Raw genomic sequence first — 22,069 nt, 5'->3', positions numbered from 1 at the left:
TCGTACTCAGAACCTCTCCGGGAACACGAGAGCGAGGACGAGATAGCCCAGCAGGGCGACGGCCACGACGAGGCCGACGATGTTCTCGGCAGTCACAGCTTCGCCACCCCCTTGGCGATGAACGCCACCAGCGCGAAGACCGCGATCGTGGTGACGACGAAGGCCACGTCGGCCATCGTGTGCTCCTAGATGAGATGCGATTGATCTGACGTCTTGAGCAAACCCCCTCCGTGGCCGGATTCGACCGCCGTTGACGGCTCCCATACGTCCGTTGGCACTCCGTTGACGACTCTCTTACGGATACCGCCGCCATACCGCTCTCACCTGCGAAAACGCGAAAAGGCCGGTGGGCCGCACTCCCGTAGGGGAATGCGGCCCACCGGCCTCGCTGCTCGTGCCCGGGGCGGCTAACGCACCTCGGTGATCTCAGGGCCCCGCTGGAGCTGGCCCATTCCGCCCGAGAAGCGCGAGCCCTCCTGCTGCTCCTGCTGGACGGTGCCTTCGGCGACCATCTGGGCGTCGTCCGGCAGCTTCAGGACGATCGGGTCGCGGGGCGCCATCGGGCCCTCGCCGCGCACGATGACCGTGTCCCGGAAAATCTGTTCGAGGAGTCCCGCGGCCTGCGGCTGCACCGCGCCCTGGCCGGAGATGACCCCGCGCAGGAACCACCGCGGACCGTCGACACCGATGAAGCGCACGACCTGCACGCCGCCGGTGCCGTCCGGCAGCTGCACCGGCACCTGCGCGCGCAGCTCCCAGCCCAGGGGGCCCTCGACCTCGTCGATGACACCGCCCTGCTGGGTGATGCCCGAGGCGATCTCCTCGCGGACCTCGCTCCAGATGCCCTGCTTCTTGGGGGCGGCGAAGCCCTGGAGCTGGATGGCGCTGTCCTGGAGCACGACGGTCGCGGCGACGATCGCGTCACCCGCGACCTCCACCCGCAGCTCCATGCCTTCGACGCCCGGTACGAAGAGGCCGCCCAGGTCCACTCGGCCCTCTCCGGGCTCCCGGACCTCCGAGACATCCCAGGGACCGTCGGGGCGGGGCTCGGGCTCGAGCATCACGCGCGAGCGCGCCGCGGCCGTGTCGTCACTGTCAGCACCGTCAGGGGCCCCGACGACCTGCTCGGCCTCGCCCGCCGCGTCCTCGGCGGCACTGTCCTTCTTGCGACGTCCGAACACGTCACTGTCCTTCCCGGTCAGATACGACCGATGCGTATCGATTCCCACCCGTTTGTTCATCCGAGCCTGTGCCCACGGCGGCATGGCCGCCGGTGGACCCGAAGCCCCCCTCGGCCCGCGCCGAGCCGGGAAGCTCCGCCACCTCTCGGAAGCGCACCTTCTCGACCTGCTGGACGACCAGTTGGGCAATCCGGTCGAAGCGCTCGAACCGCACGCTCTCGCGCGGATCGAGATTCACCACGATCACCTTGATCTCTCCACGGTACCCGGCATCCACCGTCCCCGGGGCATTCACCAGGGCGACACCGCAGCGTGCGGCGAGCCCCGATCGCGGGTGCACGAAGGCCGCGTACCCCTCCGGGAGCGCGATAGACACACCGGTGGGCAGCACGGCCCGCTCGCCGGGAGCCAGTTCGCGGGCTTCGGTGGTCCGCAGGTCCGCCCCGGCGTCACCGGGCTGCGCGTACGAGGGCAGCGGCACCTCGGGGTCGACGCGGCGGATCTGGACGTCGAGCTCCGGCCGGAGTTCAGCGGTCACGGGGGTCACGGGTTCACCTCGAAGGCACGTGCGCGGCGGGTCTGGTCCGGGTCGTCCATCGCGGCCCGGATCTCCTGCGGACGGCCGTTCTCGATGAAGTGGTCGACCTTGACCTCGATGAAGAGGGCCTCGGCACGGACGGCGACGGGCCCGTCGGGGCCCCCGATCCGCCCGGTGGCCCGCGAATAGATCTTCCGCCCTGCGACGGCGGTCACCTCGGCGTCGAGGAAGAGCACGGTGCCGAGCGGCACGGGCCGTACGAAGTCGGTCTCGAGCCGGCCGGTCACGGCGATCACCCGCAGCAGCCAGTTCAGCGAGCCCAGCGTCTCGTCGAGCGCCGTGGCGAGCACCCCGCCGTGGGCGAGGCCCGGCGCGCCCTGGTGGGCCTCCCGGACGGTGAACTCGGCGGTGACGCCCACGTCTTCGCCGGCCCGCGTCGCGAGGTGCAGCCCGTGGGCCTGCCCCTCGCCGCAGCCGAAACAGTGCTCGTAATGGGCTCCGATGAGCTCGCCGGGGGCGGGCGCGTCGGGGTGGCGGACGGGCGCTATTGCGTCGGCCGGGGGCGTCAGAGCTGCTGAAGTACCACTCACGACCGCAGACCTTACCCGCCCGCCCGTCTCCCACCGCCGCCCTGCCTGGCAGCGCTGCGCGCAGACTGCCCTGAACCCGGGCCGGTCGACTCATCGTGCCAAGCTTGCTTGCATGCAGCCTTACGAAGAACGCCTGACGGCGCCCCGTTCCTGGTGGCTTGTCTCGCTCCTGGTCGGCGTCGCGACCGCGCTGATCATGGTCCCCTTCGGGACCCTGCCGCTGCTCGGCGGCCTGGTCGCGGGCACGGCGGTCGCCGCGGTCGTCACCAGTTCGTACGGCTCCCCGCGGATCCGCGTGGTGGCGGACTCACTCGTCGTGGGGGACGCGAAGATCCCGGTCTCCGCCCTGGGCGAGGCCGAGGTACTGGACGCGGAGGAGGCGCGCGCCTGGCGCGGACCGAAGGCCGACCCGCGCGCCTTCATGCTGCTGCGCGCCTACATCCCCACGGCGCTGCGCGTGGAGATCACGGACCCGCAGGACCCGACTCCGTACGTGTACGTGTCGACGCGGCACCCCGAGGCGCTCGCGGCGGCGCTCACGGCCGTACGGGCCTCTTAAGCGCGTCAGGCGCGTCAGGCGCCGAGCTCCTCGGGCGGGTTGCCCGGGCGTGACGGGTCCAGGGGCTGCGCGGGCTGCTCAAGGGGCGGCAGCTCGACGAGGGCATCCCAGGGCACCTGCGACCTCCGCAGGTCCGCACGGACCCGCTCAGCGAGTTTCCTGGTGTCCCGGCGGTTCATCACCGCCCCGACCGCGGCGCCGACCATGAAGGGCATCAGGTTCGGGAGGTTGCGCACCATGCGTTTCATGATCTGCTGGCGCAGCTCGCGCTTCATCTGGCCGCCCAGGGCCGCGTTGACCGTCGCGGGCTTCGCGACGTCGATGCCGCGCTCCTCGGTCCACGCGGTGAGGTAGGCGCTGCTGCGCTCCTTGAGATTGCCGGGCGGGCGGCGGCCGTAGACCTCGTGGAGTTCGGCGATCAGCTTCAGCTCGATCGCCGCGACGCCGGTGATCTCGGCGGCCAGCTCCGCGGGCATCGCGGGCGGCACGGGCATCATCACCGCTGCGCCGATTCCGGCTCCGACCGTCGAGGTCGCGTTGGCCGCGCCGGAGATGAGTTTGTCCGCGAGCTGTTCGGGATCGAGGTCCGGGAACTGCTTGCGGAGGGTTTCCAGGTCGCGGACCGGGATCCGCGGGGCGTTCTCGATGATCCTGTCGGCGACAAAGCCGATGCCGGCTCTGGCGGCGCGCCCGCTCGCGCGTACGCCCGCCTTGACTCCGTTCGTGACGGCGGCAACGCGGCCCTTGGACTCACGGGTCCGCTGCGCCTTGTCGACCGCCGTCGCGTCGTCTGCCGCCTCCAGGGCGTTCGCTGGTCCGAGCGAGGCTTTTCCGTTGGGGGAAGAGCCCCGCTCGTCGTCACGCACGCCGTCGGAGGCGCCGTTCTCTTGGTCCGCTCCACGCTTGCGGAAGCGGCGCTTCCTGGGCGGGGTCGAGCCTGTCACGGCCGACCCTGCCCTAGTCGCAGTCGCGGCAGATCGGCTGGCCGTTCTTCTCCTTGGCCAGCTGGCTGCGGTGGTGCACCAGGAAGCAGCTCATGCAGGTGAACTCGTCCTGCTGCTTCGGGAGCACCCGAACAGCGAGCTCCTCGTTCGAAAGGTCCGCGCCGGGCAGCTCAAGGCCCTCTGCGGCCTCGAACTCGTCGACGTCTACGGCCGAGGTCGACTTGTCGTTCCGCCGCGCCTTCAGTTCCTCGATGCTGTCCTCGTTGACGTCATCGTCGGTCTTGCGTGGGGTGTCGTAGTCCGTTGCCATGTCGCTCTCCCCCTCTGGGTGTCTGCGGTGTCTCAGCGCACGTAACGCATGAGAGGCCGGACTTGTGCCCGACCTGAGGCGGAGATTTTGCCTCACATCAAGGTCTGTTACTCAATCGACACCCAACCGCACCCCTGAAGAGGTGATCGGTTTGGATGGCGATCGGGACCGTACACGGTCCTGATGGTGCAGTTCACAGGCGCCACCCCGTGTACTTCCCGTGATCAAGACCCCCGAAAACCCGGATTTTCCCGGCTTTCCGACGACTTTCACGATCACGGAGAGTAGATGGCCGAAAATTCGCGCCTGTGATCGATCGCACACGAAATCTCCAGGATCAGGTCCAGAAAATTCCGCGCAAAGCGAACACCTCGGCGCGTCCGCGGCAGCATCTCAGAGAGGAAGGGTGACTCGCATCACGAGCCCTCCCCCCTCGCGCGGCTCCGCGATGATACGGCCCCCGTGGGCCCGTGCCACCGACCGGGCGATCGACAGGCCGAGTCCGACGCCCTTGTCGCTGCCCGTCCGCTCGGTCCGCAGCCGCCTGAACGGCTCGAAGAGGTTGTCGATCTCGTACGCGGGCACCACGGGGCCCGTGTTCGACACCACGAGGACCGCCTGGCCGTGCTGGGCCTCCGTGGTGACCTCGACCCATCCCTCGTCCGGCACGTTGTACCTGACGGCGTTCTGGACGAGGTTCAGGGCGATCCGTTCGAGGAGCACGCCGTTGCCCTGGACGACGGCCGCACCGGTCTCCGAGCGGATCTCCACGCCCTTCGCGTCCGCCTCCGAGCGCACCTGGTCGACGGCGCGGTCGGCGACCTCGGCGAGGTCGACCGGTTTGCGCTCCACGATCTGGTTGTCGCTGCGGGCGAGCAGCAGCAGGCCCTCCACGAGCTGCTCGCTGCGTTCGTTCGTGGCCAGGAGCGTCTTGCCGAGCTGATGGAGCTCGGGCGGCGCCCCCGGATCGGAGAGCTGCACCTCGAGCAGCGTGCGGTTGATCGCCAGCGGGGTGCGCAGCTCGTGCGAGGCGTTGCCGACGAAGCGCTGCTGGGCGGTGAAGGCCCGCTCCAGGCGGTCGAGCATCTCGTCGAAGGTGTCCGAGAGCTCCTTCAACTCGTCGTCGGGTCCGTCCAGTTCGATGCGCCGCGACAGGTCCGTGCCGGCCACCCTGCGCGCGGTGCGCGTGATGCGGCCGAGCGGCGAGAGGACGCGGCCCGCCATCGCGTAACCGAAGGCGAAGGCGATCACCGCGAGCCCCAGGAGGGCGAGCAGCGATCGGCTCAGGAGGTTGTCCAGAGCGTCCTGGCGCTGTTCGTTGACGCAGGCGTTCATGGCGTTGTTGAGCTCGCCGGCCGACGGTGAGCTCGGGAAGTTGCAGGCGTCGCTCGCCACCTGGCCGGAGACGATCTTGAACGGCAGGTCGGTGCCCACATGCAGGGCCTGCGCGGCGAGCAGATAGATGATCGAGAGCAGCAGAATGCCCGCGATCAGGAACATGCCGCCGTACAGCAGCGTGAGGCGTATACGGATGGTGGGGCGCAGCCACGGGAAGGGCGGTTCGGCCTTCCTGGGGTCCCAGGTGGGTTTCGGAGGCGCTGCTGGTGGCGCCGGGGTCGCGGCCACCGGGGATCAGATCCGGTAGCCGGAGCCGGGCACCGTCACGATGACGGCGGGCTCGCCGAGTTTCCTCCGCAGGGTCATGACGGTCACCCGGACCACGTTCGTGAACGGGTCGGTGTTCTCGTCCCAGGCCTTTTCGAGGAGCTGTTCGGCGGAGACGACGGCGCCCTCGCTGCGCAGCAGCACTTCGAGGACGGCGAACTCCTTGGGGGCGAGCTGGATCTCCTTGCCGTCGCGGAAGATCTCGCGGCGGTTCGGGTCGAGCTTGATCCCGGCGCGCTCCAGGACGGGGGGCAGCGGCACGCTCGTACGCCGTCCCAGGGCACGCACGCGTGCCGTGAGCTCGCTGAACGCGAACGGCTTGGGGAGATAGTCGTCGGCGCCGATCTCCAGGCCCTCGACGCGGTCGCTGACGTCGCCCGACGCGGTGAGCATCAGGACGCGGGTCGGCATGCCGAGCTCGACGATCTTGCGGCAGACGTCGTCCCCGTGCACGAGCGGGAGGTCCCGGTCGAGCACCACGACGTCGTAGTCATTGACCCCGATGCGCTCCAGGGCGGCCGCTCCGTCGTACACGACGTCGACGGCCATGGCCTCCCGGCGCAGTCCGGTGGCCACCGCATCGGCGAGCAGTTGCTCGTCCTCGACGACGAGTACACGCACGGCGCTGTCCTTCCTCTGTGCCCCTGCGGGCAGGTCTGTTCGTGGGGTGTGGCCTCCATCCTGCCCCTTTCGGTCATAAACCGGCTGTAAGGCGGTGACCCGGCCGGGGAATGCGGGATTTTCTCCGATGGTTGAGGTTTCCGTCGGAGGGAGCCAGGGGAGGACGACTCCACACCCCGCGATCACGCTTTGTATGTGGCGCGCCACAACCCGCTTTCTCCAGGGCGGACTGGCGCGGGACGTGATCGCCCCTTCCTTGAGGGCACACCCCCGTGCCATCGACCCACGACCCAGCCGAGGGGGCGCAACCATGGACGCTTTCACCGCAGGACTGCTGCAGCGCATAAAGGCCACGGAGTCCGACCTCACGAAGGCCCGTGAGACGGGCGACGACTTCCTTGCCGAGGTCGAGCAGGGCGAACTCGAAGATCTCCACCGCCTGGCCGCCGAGCACGGGGTGGAGGTCGGCGTGCTGCACGCCTGATCCGTTCGTCGTCACGTCATCTCGTCGTCACGTCGTCTCTTCGTCAGAGGACGCAGAAGGGCCCCGCATCCGAGCAGGATGCGGGGCCCTTCTGCGTACGGGCGCGCGGCCCGGTCAGTCGTGCCAGGCGCCGAGGTCTTCCAGGCGGCCCTGCAGATCCTCGAACAGGCCGGGCGGGGCCGCGACGGTCAGCTCGCCCGAAAGGGCCTGCCCGGGGCGTCCGCCGGTCAGTGCGCCCGCCTCCCTGGCGACGAGGTCACCCGCGGCGAAGTCCCAGGGGTTCAGGCCGCGCTCGTAGTACGCGTCCAGGCGGCCGAGCGCGACGTCGCACAGGTCTATCGCCGCGGAGCCGCCCCGGCGAATGTCCCTGACCAGGGGGATCAGCTGTCGGGCCACTTCGGCCTGGCGGACGCGGCGCTGGGCGACGTACCCGAAGCCGGTGCCGATGAGGGCCTGTTCGAACGGGGGTGCGGGGCGCACATGCGCGGGCTTGTCGTTGACGAACGCTCCCTCCCCCAGGACCGCGCGGCAGATCTCGCCGCGCATCGGGGCGTGCACCACGCCGACGAGCGTCTCGCCGTCCTTGCGGGCCGCGATGGACACGGACCAGTCGGGGCGGCCGTAGAGGTAGTTGACAGTGCCGTCGATCGGGTCGATCACCCACTGGACGCCGCTGCTGCCCTCGGAGCTCGCGCCCTCCTCGCCGAGCACGCCGTCGTCCGGCCTGCGCTCGGCGAGGAAGTCGGTGATCAGCTTCTCGGAGGCGATGTCCATCTCGGTGACGACGTCGACCGCGCTGGTCTTCGTGGCGGCCACACCCAGGTCCTCCGGGCGGCCGTCGCGCAGGAAGGCCCCGGCGCGCTGCGCGGCCTCCAGGGCGACGCCGAGGAGTTCGGCCTTGAGAGCGGTCAGGTTGATCGGGTCGGTCACATCGGTCACGGCGGTTCCTTACGCGTACGGGCTGTCGGCGCCCGCGGCCGCGGGCTTGGTGACGCGCGAGGGGCAGCAGCCCACCGGGCACAGGTCGTGGCTCGCGCCGAGCGCGCCCAGGGCGCAGGGCGTGACCGGGCGTCCGCTCTCCTTGCCGGCGCGCTCCAGGACGAGGTCACGCACCGCGGCGGCGAACCGCGGGTCGGCGCCCACGGTGGCCGAGCGGCGGACCGGCAGGCCGAGCTCCGCGGCCTTCGCCTCGGCCTCGGTGTCGAGGTCGTACAGGACTTCCATGTGGTCGGAGACGAAGCCGATGGGGATCATCACCAGCGCGGGCGCCCCGGCGGCCTGCCGCTCCTCCAGGTGGTCACAGATGTCCGGCTCCAGCCACGGAGTGCTCGGGGCGCCGCTGCGCGACTGGTAGACGAGCTGCCAGGGGTGCTCGATACCGGTCTCCTCGCGCACCGCGTCGGCGATCAGCCGGGCCACGTCCAGGTGCTCCTCGACGTACGCGCCGCCGTCCCCGTGGTCCTCGACGCGCCCCGAGGTGTCGGCGGCCGCCGTCGGGATGGAGTGCGTCGTGAAGGCGAGGTGCGCCCCTTCGCGGACGTCGCCGGGGAGGTCGGCGAGGGACTTCAGGACCCCGTCGATCATGGGGCCGACGAAGCCGGGGTGGTTGAAGTAGTGCCGCAGCTTGTCGACGCGCGGCACGTCGAGACCCTCCGAGGCGAGCACGGCGAGGGACTCCGCCAGGTTCTCCCTGTACTGACGGCAGCCCGAGTACGACGCGTACGCGCTGGTGGCGAGGACGAGCACGCGGCGGTGGCCGTCCCGGACGATGTCGCGCAGGGTGTCGGTGAGGTAGGGCGCCCAGTTGCGGTTGCCCCAGTAGACCGGCAGGTCGAGGCCGTGCGCCGCGAAGTCCTTGCGCAGGGCGTCGAGCAGGGCGCGGTTCTGGTCGTTGATCGGGCTGACCCCGCCGAACAGGAAGTAGTGCTGCCCCACTTCCTTGAGCCGCTCCTTGGGGATGCCGCGGCCCCGCGTCACGTTCTCCAGGAACGGGACCACGTCGTCGGGGCCTTCTGGGCCGCCGAACGAGAGCAGCAGCAGGGCGTCATAGGGAGAGGCATCGAGAGCATCGGACATGTATCCGATCCTGCCATTCGGCACTGACAGCCGAAAATCACGGTGCGGCCCGGCCTGTCGGAGCCGTAATCTGTATAAGCCATCTTTACGCCTTACCGGATCGCCTCCGTACAGTCCCCGCGGAGCCGCCCCGGCGCCTCAGCGGAGTCCACGTGCCCAGCCCCTACCGCGCCATTTTCGCCGCCCCCGGCACCAAGGGGTTCTCGACGGCGGGCTTCCTCGGCCGGATGCCGATCTCGATGATGGGCATCGGCATCGTGACGATGGTGTCCCAGCTCACCGGGCGGTACGGCCTCGCGGGCGCGCTGTCGGCGACCGTCGCGCTCTCCGCCGCCGCGATCGGCCCGCAGATCTCGCGCCTGGTGGACCTGTACGGCCAGCGCCGGGTGCTGCGGCCTGCGACCCTGGCCTCCCTGGCCGCGGTCACCGGGCTCCTGCTCTGCGCGAAGTACGAGCTCCCCGACTGGACGCTCTTCGCTTTCGCCGCGCTCGTCGGCTGTGTACCGAGCGTGGGCTCGATGATCAGGGCGCGCTGGGCGGTCCTCTACCGGGACACCCCGCAGCTGCACACCGCGTACTCCTTCGAGTCCGTGGTGGACGAGATCTGCTTCATCTTCGGGCCGATCCTCTCGATCGGGCTCTCCACGGTGTGGTTCCCCGAGGCCGGGCCGCTCATGGCCGGGGTCTTCCTCGCGACGGGCGTCTTCTGGCTGACGTCGCAGCGGGCCACCGAGCCCGTGCCGCACGGCCGCGAACACCACACCAAGGGCTCGGCGTTGCGCTCCGGCGGACTCCAGGTCCTGGTCCTGACGTTCGCCGCGACGGGCGCCATCTTCGGGTCCATCGACGTGGTGACCGTCGCGTACGCCGAGGACCAGGGCCACAAGGCGGCGGCGAGCCTGGTGCTCGCGGTGTACGCGCTGGGCTCCTGCGTGGCGGGGGCGGCCTTCGGGCTCATGCACTTCAAAGGCGCTCCCGCGCCGAGGTGGCTGCTGGGTGTCTGCGCGATGGCCGTGAGTATGATCCCGCTTCAGTTGGTCGGGAACCTTCCGTTTCTGGCCGTGGCGTTGTTCATCGCGGGCCTCTCCATCGCACCGACCATGATCACGACGATGGCCCTCGTCGAACAGCACGTACCACGCGCGAAGCTGACCGAGGGCATGACCTGGGTGAGCACCGGACTCGCGGTCGGCGTCGCGCTCGGCTCCTCCGCGGCCGGCTGGGTCATCGACGCGGCCGGATCGGACGCCGGGTACGCGGTCCCCGGACTCTCGGGAGCCGTCGCGGTGACGGTCGGATTCCTGGGGTACCGCCGGCTGAAGAAGCCGGTTCCGCAACGGGGAGGGACGACGACCCATGAGCACGGCAACGGGCACGGGCAGCGGGAAGAGCACAGCAGCGTGGCGTAACTGGGCGGGCAACGTCAGCGTCCGCCCGGCCGGGGAGGTCACTCCCGCGTCGGTCGAGGAGCTGCGGACCGCGATGCGCCGGGCCAGGGAGGACGGCCTCAAGGTGAAGCCGGTCGGCACCGGCCACTCCTTCACGGCGACCGCGGCGACCAGCGGCCTCCTGATACGCCCCGACCTGCTCACCGGCATCCGCAGGATCGACCGCGAGGCCGGCACCGTCACCGTGGAAGCGGGCACTCCGCTCAAGCGCCTGAACGCGGCGCTCGCCCGCGAGGGCCTGTCGCTCACGAACATGGGCGACATCATGGAGCAGACGGTCTCCGGCGCGACCAGCACGGGGACGCACGGCACCGGCCGCGACTCGGCGTCGATCTCCGCCCAGATCAGGGCACTTGAACTGGTCACCGCGGACGGCACGGTCCTGACCTGCTCGGAGAAGGAGAACTCCGAGGTATTCGCGGCGGCCCGGATCGGCCTCGGCGCACTCGGCGTGATCAGCGCGATCACCTTCGCCGTGGAGCCCGTGTTCTTCCTCACCGCCCGTGAGGAACCGATGACCTTCGACAAGGTCACCCGTGAGTTCGACGCGCTCTACGCCGAGAACGAGCACTTCGAGTTCTACTGGTTCCCGCACACCGGCAACTGCAACACCAAACGCAACAACCGCAGCGCCGGTCCCGCGGCGCCTCCCGGCCGGGTCAGCGCCTTCGTAGAGGACGAAATTCTCTCCAACGGCCTCTTCCAGGTGGTCAACACGATCGGCAGGGCCGTCCCCGCGACCGTCCCCGGCATCGCCAAGATCTCCAGCAAGGCCCTGTCCGCCCGCACCTACACGGACATTCCCTACAAGGTCTTCACAAGCCCGCGCCGCGTGCGCTTCATGGAGATGGAGTACGCCGTCCCGCGCGAGGCCCTCGTGGAGACCTTGCGCGAGCTGAAGACGATGGTGGAGCGCTCGAATCTGCGGATCAGCTTCCCCGTGGAGGTCCGTACGGCCCCCGCGGACGACATCACGCTCTCCACGGCCTCGGGCCGGGAGAGCGCGTACATCGCCGTCCACATGTACCGGGGCACGCCCTACCAGGCGTACTTCACCGCCGCCGAGCGCATCTTCACCGCGCACGAGGGCCGTCCCCACTGGGGCAAGATCCACACCCGTGACGCCGGCTACTTCGCGCAGGCCTATCCGCGCTTCGCCGAGTTCACGGCCCTGCGCGACCGCCTGGACCCGGACCGCCTGTTCGGCAACGACTACTTGCGCCGCGTCCTGGGCGACTGAGCCGGGCCGCCGCGTCTAGGGAGTGGCGGTCTCTCCTCGCTGTGCGTCGCCTCCGCTGCCGGTGTCGCCGCCCTTCGACGGGGTCTGCGACGGGGTCTGCGACGGGGTCGGGGTGGGAGTCGGCGTAGGAGTGGGATCCGTCTTCGAGCCGTCGTCGTCCCCGGAGTCCGTGCCGGAGTCGTTGTCCTGGTCGGTCTCACCCTTCGAACCGGAGTCCGAGCCGGAGTCGTTGCCGTTGTCGGGCGACTGCGAGTTCGTCCCCTCCGGGTCCTTCGACGCGTCGCCGCCCTGCTGCGAACCGTCGTCGGTGCCCGTGGAACCCCCGTCGGACGGCTGCTCGGAGGGGTCGGTCGACGGGGTGGAGGGCCGGTCCGGCGAGCTGTTGCGGCCCGTGAAGCTGTTGCTGATCGTGGTGCCGTTGCCCCCGCTGAAGTCCTCGCCGGAGACGATCTCGTACGTCGTGATGCCGGCCATGGCCACACCGAAGACCACCGCGGCCGCGAGCACCGGGCGCTTCCAGCTCCGGGTCCGTGTGCGATGCGTGATGCCTTCGGTGAACTCGCCCTCGGTGAGCTCGTCCGACGGCAGTGGCGGTTCGAGCGGCTCCATCGCGACGGCCGACCCGGCCGGATCAGCCTGCCGCAGCACCCGCGTGGCGTCGTCCCGTGGCACCGGCCGTGTGGCGTCGACCGATCCCAGCAGCTGCGTCTTCTCGGCGTCGGCGCCGGTGCCCGTCACGGGGAGCAGCGTCGTGCGGTCCGCGTCCGCGTCCGCGACCGGGAGCAGCGTCGTGCGGTCCGCGTCGGCGTCCGCCACGCGCAGCACCGTCGTGTGCTCCGCCGCACCCGCGGCGGGCAGCACCGAGGTGGCGTCGGGTTCGACCGCTCTCCCCCATGTCGTCGTCACCGGCCCCGGCCCGGCGTGAGCCGTCGCGTCCGTATACGCCGACGACCGGAACGTCTGCGCCACCGGTGCACCCGAGCCGTCGGTCAGCGGGACCTGCCGCGCCCTGGGCTTGGCCTGCACGGTGACGTCACGTATCTGCTCGCCCGTGCGGCGGAAGAAGTGCTGGAAGAGCGTGCCGCCGCAGGTCGCGACGGCGCTGACCACACCGGCGCCGAGGATCGTGCCGTAGACGCCGAAGCTCGACGCCAGCTTCGCCGCGACGACAGCGGCCACCGCGCTTCCCGCCACCTGCGGCACACTCAGATCGAGGCGCCGCTTTCCGCTCGTCTCCTCCTGGTCCGTCGCCTCGTCCTTCGACTCCCTGCCGGAATCCGGCTTTTCACGCATCTCCGACCCTTGCCTGCCTTTCGCGACCACCTGTCCGAGAAAGGGACGTATGGGTGAAGTGGATAGTTCCGTTTCTGCAGATTCCGTGAAGTGCGCCACTACCGCGCCACCCTGCCCGGGTATCTCCGGGCGCCAACTCCCGCCCCCCGCGAGAACTTCAGCGGCGCGGCGGACCACCCGCGTGGCCCGAATGGAGTACTGTTGCGAGCCCTGGGTCCGGTCTCCCACCTGGGTGCCCGGAGCCTTCCAGGACCTGCCGGGAGGGGGCTCGCTGCACAGGGTGACCAAAGTGGTCACTGAGAGTTGCGAAGAGGTAACCGTGCCATAACGGCGACCTAGGGCCCATGCCCGACACGCCGGGCAACTCGGCAAGGTTGTGGCAGGCTGCACCCGGGCAGGCCACACTCGACTAGCGGAAGCAGCGACGCACGTGACGTCGGCAGGCACCACCCGGGAGGTCCCCATGCCCGAACTGCGTGTCGTGGCCGTCAGCAACGACGGCACACGGCTGGTGCTGAAGGCTGCGGACAGCACGGAGTACACGCTTCCGATCGATGAGCGTCTGCGCGCCGCCGTGCGCGGTGACCGTCCGCGTCTCGGCCAGATCGAGATCGAGGTGGAGAGCCACCTCCGCCCGCGCGACATCCAGGCGCGTATACGTGCCGGTGCCAGCGCGGAGGAAGTCGCCTCGCTCGCCGGAATCCCCGTCGATCGCGTCCGCCGCTTCGAAGGACCCGTGCTCGCCGAGCGCGCCTTCATGGCCGAGCGGGCCCGGAAGACCCCCGTGCGCCGTCCCGGCGAGAACACCGGACCCCAGCTCGGCGAGGCCGTGTCGGAGCGCCTGCTCCTGCGCGGCGCCGACAAGGAGTCCGTGCAGTGGGACTCCTGGCGCCGTGACGACGGCACCTGGGAAGTCCTGCTCGTCTACCGCGTCGCGACCGAACCGCACTCCGCGAGCTGGACGTACGACCCGCCGCGGCGGCTCGTCCAGGCCGTGGACGACGAGGCGCGCTCGCTGATCGGCGAGACGGACGACATCGCCGCGCCCGAGCCGAGCTTCCCGTTCGTGCCGCGCATCGCCCGGCTGCCCAGGGACAGGCCCTCCCAGCCCTCCCTCGAGCGGCCGCTCGACCGCGCCCTTGACCGGCAGCTGGAGCGCCCGACCGCGCCGCCGCCACCGGAGCCGGCCGAGGAGGGCACGGCGGCGACCGCGGCCGTCTCGGAGTCGGAGCGTGACTCGCTCACCAGCCTCCTGGAGGCGGTGCCGAGCTTCCGCGGCGACATGATCGTGCCGGAGCGCCCCGCGCTGCCGACCACGGACCTTCCGCCCGCGGAGGAGCCCGAGCAGGACCCGGAGGCCGAGGAGCCCCCTGCCGCGGCCGGGGCGGGTGCCGCGTACGCGGACGTTCTGATGCCGCGCTCGGTGGCCAGCCACCGCGACCGCCTCGTCGGCACCACCGACCGCCAGGCGGAGGCCGACGGCGTCCGGCCCGGACGGCGTGCCGCGGTGCCCAGCTGGGACGAGATCGTCTTCGGCACGCGCCGCAAGAAGCAGGAGTAGCACCTTCTTGTACGTCGTCGGGCCCCGCATCGTTCAGATGCGGGGCCCGACGACGTATGTGCCGCCCGCTACTGCGGATCCGGCCCCTTGGCCACCGGACGGGACTCGTCCGAGGACCACTGGGACCAGGAGCCGACGTACAGCGACGCCGGAATCCCCGCCACCGCGAGCGCGAGCACCTCATGGGCGCCGGACACACCGGAGCCGCAGTAGACGCCGACCTCGGAAGTGTCCGACGCGCCCAGGGAGTTGAAGCGGTCCGCGAGATCGGCCGCCGGCCTGAAGGTGCCGTCGTCCGTGACGTTCTCGGTGGTCGGCGCGGAGACCGCACCCGGGATGTGGCCGCCGACGCGGTCGATCGGCTCGACGTCACCGCGGTAGCGCTCGGCGGCGCGGGCGTCCAGGAGCAGACCGGAGCGGGCCAGGGCCGCCGCCGCGTCGGCGTCGAGGAGGTCCTTCGTGTTCGGCTCGGGGGCGAACGAACCCCCGGCCGCCGGGCGCTCGTCCCCCGTCTCCAGCGGACCGCCCCACGCGGCGAGCCCGCCGTCAAGCACGCGCACCGAGGGATGCCCCGTCCAGCGCAACAGCCACCAGGCGCGTGCGGCGGCCCAGCCCTGGCCGCCGTCGTATACGACCACGTCCCGGTCGGCGTCGACCCCGGCGGCCCGCATCACCGCGCCGAAGTGCTCGACGTCCGGCAGCGGATGCCGGCCCTCCGGGCCCGCACGCCCTGCCAGGTCTGCGTCCAGATCGACGAAGACGGCGCCCGGGATGTGCCCCTTCTCGTACTCGGCCCGCCCGTCGAAGGCGGCGGCGCCCGCCGCCTTCGCGGTGCTCAGCTGCCAGCGGATGTCCAGGAGCACCGGCGGGTTCTCGCCCGCCGAGTCGCTCGCGAGTTCGGATGCGGAGATGATGGCATTCATGGCCCCATCCTTGCGCACGGGGTGGCCGCGTCGGTCAAGTCCGGCTACCCTGCTCCGCCGGAGACGACCGAACACGCGGCGTAGGGAATCAAGTACGCCGTGTACTGCCGAAAGACACCACTGAGCAACCGCGCGTTAACGGATGAGAAACGGCAAACCGGGCATCCTCCGAGCGGGGCGCGGGAACGCGGCGCGGCCGAAGCGCGCGGCGCCACCGGTGGTGCAAGCATCTGCACGGGCGAAGACGCGCAATAGGCACGCGTGTTCGAAAGCGGAAGCCGAGCGGCCACCATGACGGGCCGAGGAGAGAGTGACGATGACGGAGGCATGGGGGTCGACGGGTCGGCGTGACGGCTCGGAGGCCGTCCGCCGCGCGCCCGGCACACCCACCTGGGTGAGCCTGATGGCGCACGGCCTGGCCGCGACCCAGGAGTTCTACAGAGCGCTGTTCGGCTGGGAGTTCCGGCCGGGCCCCGAGCAGCTCGGGCCCTACGTACGGGCGCTGCTCGACGGCCATGAGGTCGCCGGGATCGGCCAGCTGCCGCCCGATCACCATCTGCCGATCGCCTGGACGCCGTACCTGGCGTCGGACGACGTGGACGCGACGGCCGAGGCCGTGCGGCACTGCTGCGGCACGATCGGCGTCGGCCCGCTGGACGCGGGGGCGGCCGGACGGATGGCCATCGCGGTGGACCCCGCGGGCGCGGTGTTCGGGATCTGGCAGGCGGCGGAGCACGCGGGCGCCGCACTGGTCGGCGAGCCGGGAGCGGTCGCCTGGAACGAGCTGGTGACGCCCGAGACGGCGGGCGTCGTGAAGTTCTACCAAGCGGTCTTCGGATATACCGAAGAGGCGCCCGTCACACCCGACTTCGACCATGTGACGCTCCAGGTCGAAGGCCGTCCCGTGGCCTCGATCCACGGCGTGGGCCAGGCCCTGCCGCGGGACCGGGGCGCGCACTGGATGACGCACTTCGAAGTGGCCGACGTGGACAAGTCGGTGGAGCGCGTCATCGAACTCGGCGGCCGTCTCGTCAAGCCCGCGCGCGCGAGCGCCCACGGGCGGATGGCCACGGTCGCCGACCCGGAGGGCGCGGTCTTCACGCTCGTACGGTCGAGTTCCTGACGGCGTCGGATCACGCGGGCGGATCACGGCGTCGGGTCCCGGGCATCCCGCGTTCCGGCAAGGGGTATTTGACGCCACGTGCTGGCCAGAATCTCACTGTGAGAACTTCACGCCCCGACCGTGAGAGGGCCACTGTTTCCGGCCTTTGTCGCACACGAGTATGACGTGCCACAGAGCAAGTCCGGATCGGCACGAAAGGGCAATACGTTCATGACCCTTGTCATGCAGCACCGTTTCGAGCCCGTACAGCAGACCTCCGCACCGCGCACCAGGACGCAACGTCCGCGCCTGGTGATCGAGAACCTGAGCGACGCGCTGGGTCCGGGCGTCGCCCTGGCCTCCATCTGCACCATCGCCGAACCGCCCGCTCCCAAGACCCCCGCTCCCGAGGCGCCCGGCACCGAGCCGGCCGAGAACCGGCTGCCAGAAGTGCGCGGGTGGCTCACGGCATGACTCTCACCGGGGGGTGGCAGGCCGGTCCGTCGCTGGGGAGCGAACGGACGGCCGTCGGATTCAAGCTTCATCTGCGCCCGGTCGTCGTACCGGGAGAAGCCACGTATCTGGTGTCGCGGCTCGGCGTGACCGCTCTGCGCGGCGAACACGCCGAACTTCTGGTGCCGTTGCTCGACGGCACCCGCGACCTGGAAGGCGTCGTGCGCGACGCCGCACCGGGACTCGACTCCGAGTCCGTCATGCGGTCGCTCGACGATCTCACGACGGCCGGCCTGCTGCGCCTGCACCCTCGTGCCGTGCCGTCCGCTCCGGCGGGCGGCACGGCACGCGCCGCGGCCGAGGCCTACTGGGATCTGGCCGGACTCGACGGCGGGGCGGCGGCGGCCCGGCTGCGGCGGGCGTCGCTGCGCGTCGAGGTGCTCGACGACATCGATCCCGAAGCGGTCCGCGCGGCCTGCCGGGCCTCCGGCATCGCCCTCGCTCCCGAGGGCGGCGCCGCGGACCTCACTCTCGTACTGTGCGACGACTACCTTGCGCCGCGCCTGCGCGACCTGGACACCGCGCACCGCGCCCAGGGCACACCGTGGCTGATCGCCAGGGCCTGTGGCGCCGAGCCCTGGATCGGCCCGGTCTTCCGGCCGGACGGCGGGCCCTGCTGGACCTGCCTGGGCTCCCGGCTCTCCGGGCACCGGCGCGCCGAGGGCCCTGTGCGGCGGGCGCTGGGCATCGAGGGACCGCCGGCCAGACCCGCCGCCTCGCTCCACGCGGGCCGTGCCGTCGCCCTGAACCTGGCCGTCCTGGAGGCGGCGAAGTGGCTCGCCGGGGTACGGGACGACTCCCAGGGGCAGCTCCACACCTGGGACACCCTCCGGATGCGGGGCCGCAGCCACCGCGTCGACCGGCGCACGCAGTGTCCCGTCTGCGGCGATCCGGGCACCGTGGCCGCGTGGGTCGAGCGGCCCTTCGTGCCCGTCACGCGGCCCAAGGCGTCCACGGCGGCGGGCGGCGGGCACCGCGCGCTGACCCCCGAGCAGATGCTGGCCAGGCACGGTCACCTCATCGACCCGGTGACCGGGATCGTCAAGGAGATCCGCCGCGCGCCCCGCACTCCGGAGGGGCTCAACTCCTGTATCTCCGGGCCCAATCTAGCGATGAGCGCACACACCCTCGGCGGGCTGCGGGCCGGGCTGCGCGCGCTGAGCGGCGGAAAGGGGCTCACCGAGACGGAAGCCAGGGTCAGCGCCCTGTGCGAGGCCGTGGAGCGCTACAGCGGGACCCGGCACGGCGATGAGCCGGTGGTGCGCGACACCTACCGGGCTCTGGGCGCCGAGGCCGTGCACCCGTATGCCTGCCAGCTCTACGACGAGCGGCAGTTCCGCGAACGGGAGCACTGGAACGCCCGGTTCTCCAGCTTCCAGTACGTGCCCAGGCCTTTCGCCGACGACCGGCCGACGGAGTGGACGCCCGTGTGGTCCCTGACCTCGGGTACCCGGCGGCTGCTGCCCACCTCGATGCTCTACTTCACCCACGGCGAGCCGACCGAGGACGGCCTGTACGCCGACTCCAACGGCAACGCGGCGGGCAGCAGCCGCGAGGACGCCCTGGTCCAGGGGTTCCTGGAGCTGGTCGAACGGGACGCGGTGGCTCTGTGGTGGTACAACCGCACCCGGCAACCGGCCGTCGACATCGACGCGTTCGCCGAGCCGTACGCCGACCGCATCCGCACGGCCTGCGCCCGTCTGCGGCGCGAGCTCTGGGTGCTCGACCTCACCTCGGACCTGGGCATCCCGGTCTTCGCCGCCCTGTCCCGGCGCACCGACAAACCCGCCGAGGACGTGATCTTCGGATTCGGGGCGCACTTCGACCCCCGGGTGGCGATGCGCAGGGCCCTGTCGGAGCTCGGCCAGCTGCTGCCCACCGTGTGCGACGCGCGGGCGGACGGCACCGGCTACGCGCTCACGGATCCCGAGCCGCTGGGCTGGTGGCGCCGGGCCACGATCGCCAACCAGCCCTATCTGCGCCCCGATCGCCGGCTGCCCGCACGGAAGCCGGAGAGCTGGGACTACGTCCACCGCGCCGATCTCCTCGACGACGTGTCGGCCATCACCGCACTGGTACGGGACCGGGGGATGGAGCTCCTCGTGCTCGACCAGAGCAGGCCGGACCTTGAGGTTCCGGTCGTGAAGGTAGTGGTGCCGGGAATGCGTCACTTCTGGGCACGGTTCGCTCCCGGACGGCTCTTCGACGTGCCCGTCGCCCTGGGCCGCCTCTCCGCGCCGACCTCGTACGAAGCGTTGAACCCCGTGCCGCTCTTCGTGTGACCAGACGCTTCGCCCGGAGCTTCTGTCGGCGAACTCCGCCTCGTAAAGCGACTTTTGAGTACTCATGCGGACTCTTACGCGGTTGTCATGGCCTTCACATATCATCCGCAGACAGACGCGCACAGTTGCGAGAAGAGGTCGCGAACGGTGGACAACCAAGCACGGTTAGACATCGCTGACAGAAGCAACGGAGAGCGCGCCAGGGGCGGCGGGGAGCGCCACAGACCCGGCGGGGAGCCGGGGACACCACCGCCGGAGAGACGCAGCCGGGACCTGCCTGCTCCCCGGGTGGCCCACGTCATCCTGGTGATGGCGCTGCTCAGCTACACCGTCGTCACCCTGCTCAACCTCCTGGGCGCGGACATGGCCGGGTATCAGCAGGTCATCGCCCTGGCGTCGCTCGCGGCCATTCTCGCCCTGCAGCTCAGACACTCGGCGCCCGGTGCCAACCGGGCGCCGCTGTGGCAGCGCTGCCTCACCCTGACCGCGCAGGCACTCCTGACCTACCTGCCGTTCTTCGTCTTCCAGGCCGAGTGGGGCGCCATGGCGGGGTTCCTCGCCGGGTCGCTGCTTCTCCTGCTGCCGGCGCGCGTCGGCTGGAGCCTGTACGGGGTGGTCGGGGCGAGCCTCTCGGTGCCCGCCGCGCTGGAGGGCCGGTCGGTCCTCGTCGTCGTGTATCTCTGCCAGTCGACGCTTCTGACCGGCCTGGTCACCTACGGGCTCTCCCGGTTGAGCGAGCTCGTCAAGGAGGTGCACGCGGCCCGCGACGAGCTGACCCACATGGCCGTGACCGAGGAACGGCTGCGCTTCGCCAGGGACTTGCACGATCTGCTCGGCTTCAGCCTCTCCGCCATCACGCTGAAGAGCGAGCTCATCCACCGGCTCATACCGCAGCATCCGCAGCGCGCCAGGGAGGAGGTCCAGGACGTCCTGTCCGTCGCGCGCGACGCGCTGGCGGATGTGCGTCGAGTGGCCAGAGGGTTTCAGGACATGTCCCTCGAACAGGAGATCAGTTCGGCCCGCTCGGTGCTGAGCGCGGCCGACATCGGCACGACGGTACGGGTCTCGCTCGGCAGCGTGTCCACGCAGACGTCCTCGGTCCTCGCGGCGGTCCTCAGGGAAGCCGTGACGAATGTGCTGAGGCACAGCAAGGCCGACACGTGCAGCATCGAAGCCGTCCAACTCGACGGCAACGTACATCTGTTGGTCGCCAACGACGGAGCCGCCCCGGATCATCACGAGCACTCGTTGCACGGCGGCAGCGGCCTGATGAACCTGGAGGCGCGGGTACGGGCGATCGGCGGAGAGGTGAAGGCCGGGCGGGTCGACGGCACCCGGTTCCGCCTGCGGGTCGTGGTCCCGGCCGAGCAGGAGCAGCCCGACAGGCCATCTTTTCCCGGCAGTTGACCGCTCGGGGCTTTACCGCTTAGTCGGATCTGACCACCCAGTTGATAGAATCCGGCCGGAATTCGCTGATTACGGGGGGGGCCGTGATTCGGATACTGCTGGCTGAGGACATGCACATGGTCCGCGGCGCGCTGGTCGCGCTGCTCAATCTCGAAGCCGATCTCGATGTGGTGGCCGAAGTCGAGCGGGGGGACGAGATCGTCGCCAAAGCCCTGGAGACGAAGCCCGATGTGGCGGTCATCGACATCGACCTGCCGGGACTCGACGGTCTGACGGCCGCGACCCACCTGCGGGAGCGGATGCCGGAGTGCCGCACGCTCATTCTCACCAGCCTGGGCCGCCCCGGCACGCTGCGCCGGGCGCTGGCCGCGCATGTGTCCGGCTATCTCCTCAAGGACGCCCCGCCCAAGGAGCTCGCGGAGGCGGTGCGGCGTGTCGCCGCGGGCCAGCGTGCCGTCGACGCGCAGCTGGCGCTCGCCGCCTGGGGTGGCGCCGAGAACCCGCTGACGGAGCGGGAGAACGAGGTGCTCAAGCTGGCCTCGCAGGGGGCGGAGGCGCCCGAGATCGCCTCCCGGATGCACCTGACGACCGGCACGGTCCGCAACTACCTGACGACGGTCGTCTCCAAGCTCAACGCCCGCAACCGCGTCGACGCGATCCGCATCGCCCGGGACTCCGGGTGGTTGTACTAGGGCCTGTCGTCATCCGGGGCCGGTGGATGCACCGGCTTCGCCATGCCCGCCGCCACCAGATAGCGCAGGATGCCGTCCGTCACCTCGGGGTGCAGCGGCAGGGCCTCGGTGGCGGCGTCCGGGGTGACGGGCCAGGCGAGCATGCCGACCACCCAGACCGCCTCCGGGCGGTGCAGCACCACCCGGTGCAGTGAGGCCGCCGACTCCAGCGCGACCCCCGCGGCGTCCAGCGTCACCCTGACGTCCCGCGGCAGCCGTATCTCGTCCGCGGCCTCGAGTTCGTCGGGAGAGAACGTCGCGAGCCGGGACTCGGGAGACACCGACAGGAGCGGCCCCTTCAGGTCGTCGAGACCCAGGGTGCGCACCGTCAGGTGGGAGATCCGGCTCAGCGTGGGCAGGAGCACCAGGCAGATGCTGCCCTCCGGGTTCGCCCGGACGTTGGCGGGCAGTACGGGGCCCAGCTCCATGCGGCGCAGCGCCTCGCGGACGATCGGGTCGGGGTCGATGAGCTCTTCCGTGCCGAACCGGCCCGTGAGTACCACCGCGTCATCGGTGGTCTCCACGACGACGTCCTCGCTCAGCGACCACAGGTGCAGCGGCTGCCGACCGAGAGGTTCCGGCATGGCGCGCTCCCTTCCGA

Annotated in this window: 23 protein-coding genes; 10 read left to right on the top strand and 13 right to left on the bottom strand. The window is 70.7% G+C overall.

Annotated elements, in window-relative coordinates; genetic code table 11:
- Positions 1-6: 6 nt before the first annotated feature.
- From kdpF to ABZ906_RS00740, 4 genes are all read right to left on the bottom strand, one after another.
- A complete protein-coding gene (gene kdpF / locus ABZ906_RS00755) occupies positions 7-96 on the bottom strand; it encodes a K(+)-transporting ATPase subunit F (protein WP_033264828.1) in 90 nt (29 codons plus the stop codon).
- A gap of 311 nt (positions 97-407) precedes the next feature.
- Positions 408-1,181, bottom strand: a complete 774-nt coding sequence (locus tag ABZ906_RS00750) for a DUF3710 domain-containing protein (RefSeq protein ID WP_361200374.1) — start codon at positions 1,179-1,181, stop codon at positions 408-410.
- A 1-nt stretch (position 1,182) separates the two neighbouring features.
- Entirely contained in the window at positions 1,183-1,719 is a 537-nt protein-coding gene (gene dut, locus ABZ906_RS00745) for a dUTP diphosphatase (RefSeq protein ID WP_361200476.1), read from the bottom strand.
- 5 nt (positions 1,720-1,724) lie between these two features.
- Positions 1,725-2,309 (bottom strand): PaaI family thioesterase, encoded by a 585-nt coding sequence (locus tag ABZ906_RS00740; RefSeq protein WP_361200377.1) that lies wholly within the window; start codon positions 2,307-2,309, stop codon positions 1,725-1,727.
- 112 nt (positions 2,310-2,421) lie between these two features.
- Between ABZ906_RS00740 and ABZ906_RS00735 the strand changes: the two genes are divergently transcribed.
- Entirely contained in the window at positions 2,422-2,868 is a 447-nt protein-coding gene (locus ABZ906_RS00735) for a DUF3093 domain-containing protein (RefSeq protein ID WP_361200380.1), read from the top strand.
- A gap of 14 nt (positions 2,869-2,882) precedes the next feature.
- Here ABZ906_RS00735 and ABZ906_RS00730 read toward each other — a convergent pair whose 3' ends face one another.
- The 4 genes from ABZ906_RS00730 to ABZ906_RS00715 all read right to left on the bottom strand — a co-directional run bounded on the left by ABZ906_RS00730 (position 2,883) and on the right by ABZ906_RS00715 (position 6,408).
- Positions 2,883-3,812: a hypothetical protein gene (locus tag ABZ906_RS00730; RefSeq protein WP_361200383.1), complete on the bottom strand. Its 930-nt coding sequence runs from the start codon at positions 3,810-3,812 to the stop codon at positions 2,883-2,885.
- Between the two features lie 13 nt (positions 3,813-3,825).
- Positions 3,826-4,122, bottom strand: coding sequence for a DUF4193 domain-containing protein (locus ABZ906_RS00725; RefSeq protein WP_055563079.1), 297 nt, complete (start codon positions 4,120-4,122; stop codon positions 3,826-3,828).
- Between the two features lie 393 nt (positions 4,123-4,515).
- On the bottom strand, positions 4,516-5,748 hold the full coding sequence (locus ABZ906_RS00720; RefSeq protein ID WP_361200386.1) for a HAMP domain-containing sensor histidine kinase: 1,233 nt from the start codon (positions 5,746-5,748) through the stop codon (positions 4,516-4,518).
- 6 nt (positions 5,749-5,754) lie between these two features.
- Positions 5,755-6,408: a response regulator transcription factor gene (locus ABZ906_RS00715; RefSeq protein WP_135331070.1), complete on the bottom strand. Its 654-nt coding sequence runs from the start codon at positions 6,406-6,408 to the stop codon at positions 5,755-5,757.
- A 310-nt stretch (positions 6,409-6,718) separates the two neighbouring features.
- Between ABZ906_RS00715 and ABZ906_RS00710 the strand changes: the two genes are divergently transcribed.
- A complete protein-coding gene (locus ABZ906_RS00710) occupies positions 6,719-6,892 on the top strand; it encodes a hypothetical protein (RefSeq protein ID WP_361200389.1) in 174 nt (57 codons plus the stop codon).
- Between the two features lie 114 nt (positions 6,893-7,006).
- On the opposite strand, the gene ABZ906_RS00705 is transcribed toward ABZ906_RS00710, so the two are convergent.
- Together ABZ906_RS00705 and ABZ906_RS00700 are read right to left on the bottom strand one after the other, a co-directional pair.
- Entirely contained in the window at positions 7,007-7,822 is an 816-nt protein-coding gene (locus tag ABZ906_RS00705; RefSeq protein WP_361200479.1) for an inositol monophosphatase family protein, read from the bottom strand.
- A gap of 18 nt (positions 7,823-7,840) precedes the next feature.
- On the bottom strand, positions 7,841-8,968 hold the full coding sequence (locus ABZ906_RS00700) for a ferrochelatase (RefSeq protein ID WP_361375741.1): 1,128 nt from the start codon (positions 8,966-8,968) through the stop codon (positions 7,841-7,843).
- A 152-nt stretch (positions 8,969-9,120) separates the two neighbouring features.
- Here ABZ906_RS00700 and ABZ906_RS00695 point away from each other — a divergent pair, with 152 nt between their 5' ends.
- Both ABZ906_RS00695 and ABZ906_RS00690 read left to right on the top strand, forming a co-directional pair.
- The gene (locus ABZ906_RS00695; RefSeq protein ID WP_361200395.1) at positions 9,121-10,377 is read left to right on the top strand and encodes an MFS transporter; all 1,257 of its coding nucleotides are present in this window, start codon (positions 9,121-9,123) and stop codon (positions 10,375-10,377) included.
- The gene (locus ABZ906_RS00690; protein WP_361375738.1) at positions 10,325-11,656 is read left to right on the top strand and encodes a D-arabinono-1,4-lactone oxidase; all 1,332 of its coding nucleotides are present in this window, start codon (positions 10,325-10,327) and stop codon (positions 11,654-11,656) included. The genes ABZ906_RS00695 and ABZ906_RS00690 overlap by 53 nt, the downstream gene beginning before the upstream one ends.
- Before the next feature lie 15 nt (positions 11,657-11,671).
- Here the strand turns inward: ABZ906_RS00690 and ABZ906_RS00685 are convergent, their stop codons facing one another.
- Entirely contained in the window at positions 11,672-12,949 is a 1,278-nt protein-coding gene (locus ABZ906_RS00685; protein ID WP_361375735.1) for a hypothetical protein, read from the bottom strand.
- Positions 12,950-13,412: 463 nt separating this feature from the next.
- On the opposite strand from ABZ906_RS00685, the gene sepH reads away from it, so the two are divergent.
- Entirely contained in the window at positions 13,413-14,510 is a 1,098-nt protein-coding gene (sepH, locus tag ABZ906_RS00680) for a septation protein SepH (RefSeq protein ID WP_361200404.1), read from the top strand.
- 68 nt (positions 14,511-14,578) lie between these two features.
- On the opposite strand, the gene ABZ906_RS00675 is transcribed toward sepH, so the two are convergent.
- On the bottom strand, positions 14,579-15,433 hold the full coding sequence (locus ABZ906_RS00675) for a sulfurtransferase (protein WP_361375732.1): 855 nt from the start codon (positions 15,431-15,433) through the stop codon (positions 14,579-14,581).
- 316 nt (positions 15,434-15,749) lie between these two features.
- On the opposite strand from ABZ906_RS00675, the gene ABZ906_RS00670 reads away from it, so the two are divergent.
- From ABZ906_RS00670 to ABZ906_RS00650, 5 genes are all read left to right on the top strand, one after another.
- On the top strand, positions 15,750-16,556 hold the full coding sequence (locus tag ABZ906_RS00670; RefSeq protein WP_361375729.1) for a VOC family protein: 807 nt from the start codon (positions 15,750-15,752) through the stop codon (positions 16,554-16,556).
- A 210-nt stretch (positions 16,557-16,766) separates the two neighbouring features.
- Complete coding sequence (locus ABZ906_RS00665) at positions 16,767-17,009, top strand: hypothetical protein (RefSeq protein WP_361200412.1); 243 nt, start codon at positions 16,767-16,769, stop codon at positions 17,007-17,009.
- A complete protein-coding gene (locus ABZ906_RS00660) occupies positions 17,006-19,330 on the top strand; it encodes a TOMM precursor leader peptide-binding protein (RefSeq protein WP_361200415.1) in 2,325 nt (774 codons plus the stop codon). Before ABZ906_RS00665 ends, ABZ906_RS00660 begins: the two co-directional genes overlap by 4 nt.
- Positions 19,331-19,618: 288 nt before the next feature.
- The gene (locus ABZ906_RS00655; RefSeq protein WP_361200418.1) at positions 19,619-20,737 is read left to right on the top strand and encodes a histidine kinase; all 1,119 of its coding nucleotides are present in this window, start codon (positions 19,619-19,621) and stop codon (positions 20,735-20,737) included.
- An 83-nt stretch (positions 20,738-20,820) separates the two neighbouring features.
- Complete coding sequence (locus ABZ906_RS00650; RefSeq protein ID WP_361200421.1) at positions 20,821-21,429, top strand: response regulator transcription factor; 609 nt, start codon at positions 20,821-20,823, stop codon at positions 21,427-21,429.
- Here the strand turns inward: ABZ906_RS00650 and ABZ906_RS00645 are convergent.
- Positions 21,426-22,052: an NADH oxidase gene (locus tag ABZ906_RS00645; RefSeq protein ID WP_361200424.1), complete on the bottom strand. Its 627-nt coding sequence runs from the start codon at positions 22,050-22,052 to the stop codon at positions 21,426-21,428. The two genes, ABZ906_RS00650 and ABZ906_RS00645, sit on opposite strands and share 4 nt — an antisense overlap.
- Positions 22,053-22,069: the final 17 nt, after the last annotated feature.

The sequence above is a fragment of the Streptomyces sp. NPDC046925 genome, from assembly GCF_040644915.1.
Classification (GTDB): domain Bacteria; phylum Actinomycetota; class Actinomycetes; order Streptomycetales; family Streptomycetaceae; genus Streptomyces.
This window is presented reverse-complemented; position numbering and strand designations above follow the sequence as displayed.

Bases quoted from the DNA above. Each gene is read 5' to 3' on its own strand.
- ABZ906_RS00735 (WP_361200380.1), top strand. From the start codon at position 2,422: ATGCAGCCTTACGAAGAACGCCTGACGGCGCCCCGTTCCTGGTGGCTT.
- ABZ906_RS00725 (WP_055563079.1), bottom strand. From the start codon at position 4,122: ATGGCAACGGACTACGACACCCCACGCAAGACCGACGATGACGTCAAC.
- ABZ906_RS00710 (WP_361200389.1), top strand. From the start codon at position 6,719: ATGGACGCTTTCACCGCAGGACTGCTGCAGCGCATAAAGGCCACGGAG.
- ABZ906_RS00700 (WP_361375741.1), bottom strand. From the start codon at position 8,968: ATGTCCGATGCTCTCGATGCCTCTCCCTATGACGCCCTGCTGCTGCTC.
- ABZ906_RS00690 (WP_361375738.1), top strand. From the start codon at position 10,325: ATGAGCACGGCAACGGGCACGGGCAGCGGGAAGAGCACAGCAGCGTGG.
- ABZ906_RS00685 (WP_361375735.1), bottom strand. From the start codon at position 12,949: ATGCGTGAAAAGCCGGATTCCGGCAGGGAGTCGAAGGACGAGGCGACG.
- sepH (WP_361200404.1), top strand. From the start codon at position 13,413: ATGCCCGAACTGCGTGTCGTGGCCGTCAGCAACGACGGCACACGGCTG.
- ABZ906_RS00675 (WP_361375732.1), bottom strand. From the start codon at position 15,433: ATGAATGCCATCATCTCCGCATCCGAACTCGCGAGCGACTCGGCGGGC.
- ABZ906_RS00670 (WP_361375729.1), top strand. From the start codon at position 15,750: ATGACGGAGGCATGGGGGTCGACGGGTCGGCGTGACGGCTCGGAGGCC.
- ABZ906_RS00665 (WP_361200412.1), top strand. From the start codon at position 16,767: ATGACCCTTGTCATGCAGCACCGTTTCGAGCCCGTACAGCAGACCTCC.
- ABZ906_RS00660 (WP_361200415.1), top strand. From the start codon at position 17,006: ATGACTCTCACCGGGGGGTGGCAGGCCGGTCCGTCGCTGGGGAGCGAA.
- ABZ906_RS00645 (WP_361200424.1), bottom strand. From the start codon at position 22,052: ATGCCGGAACCTCTCGGTCGGCAGCCGCTGCACCTGTGGTCGCTGAGC.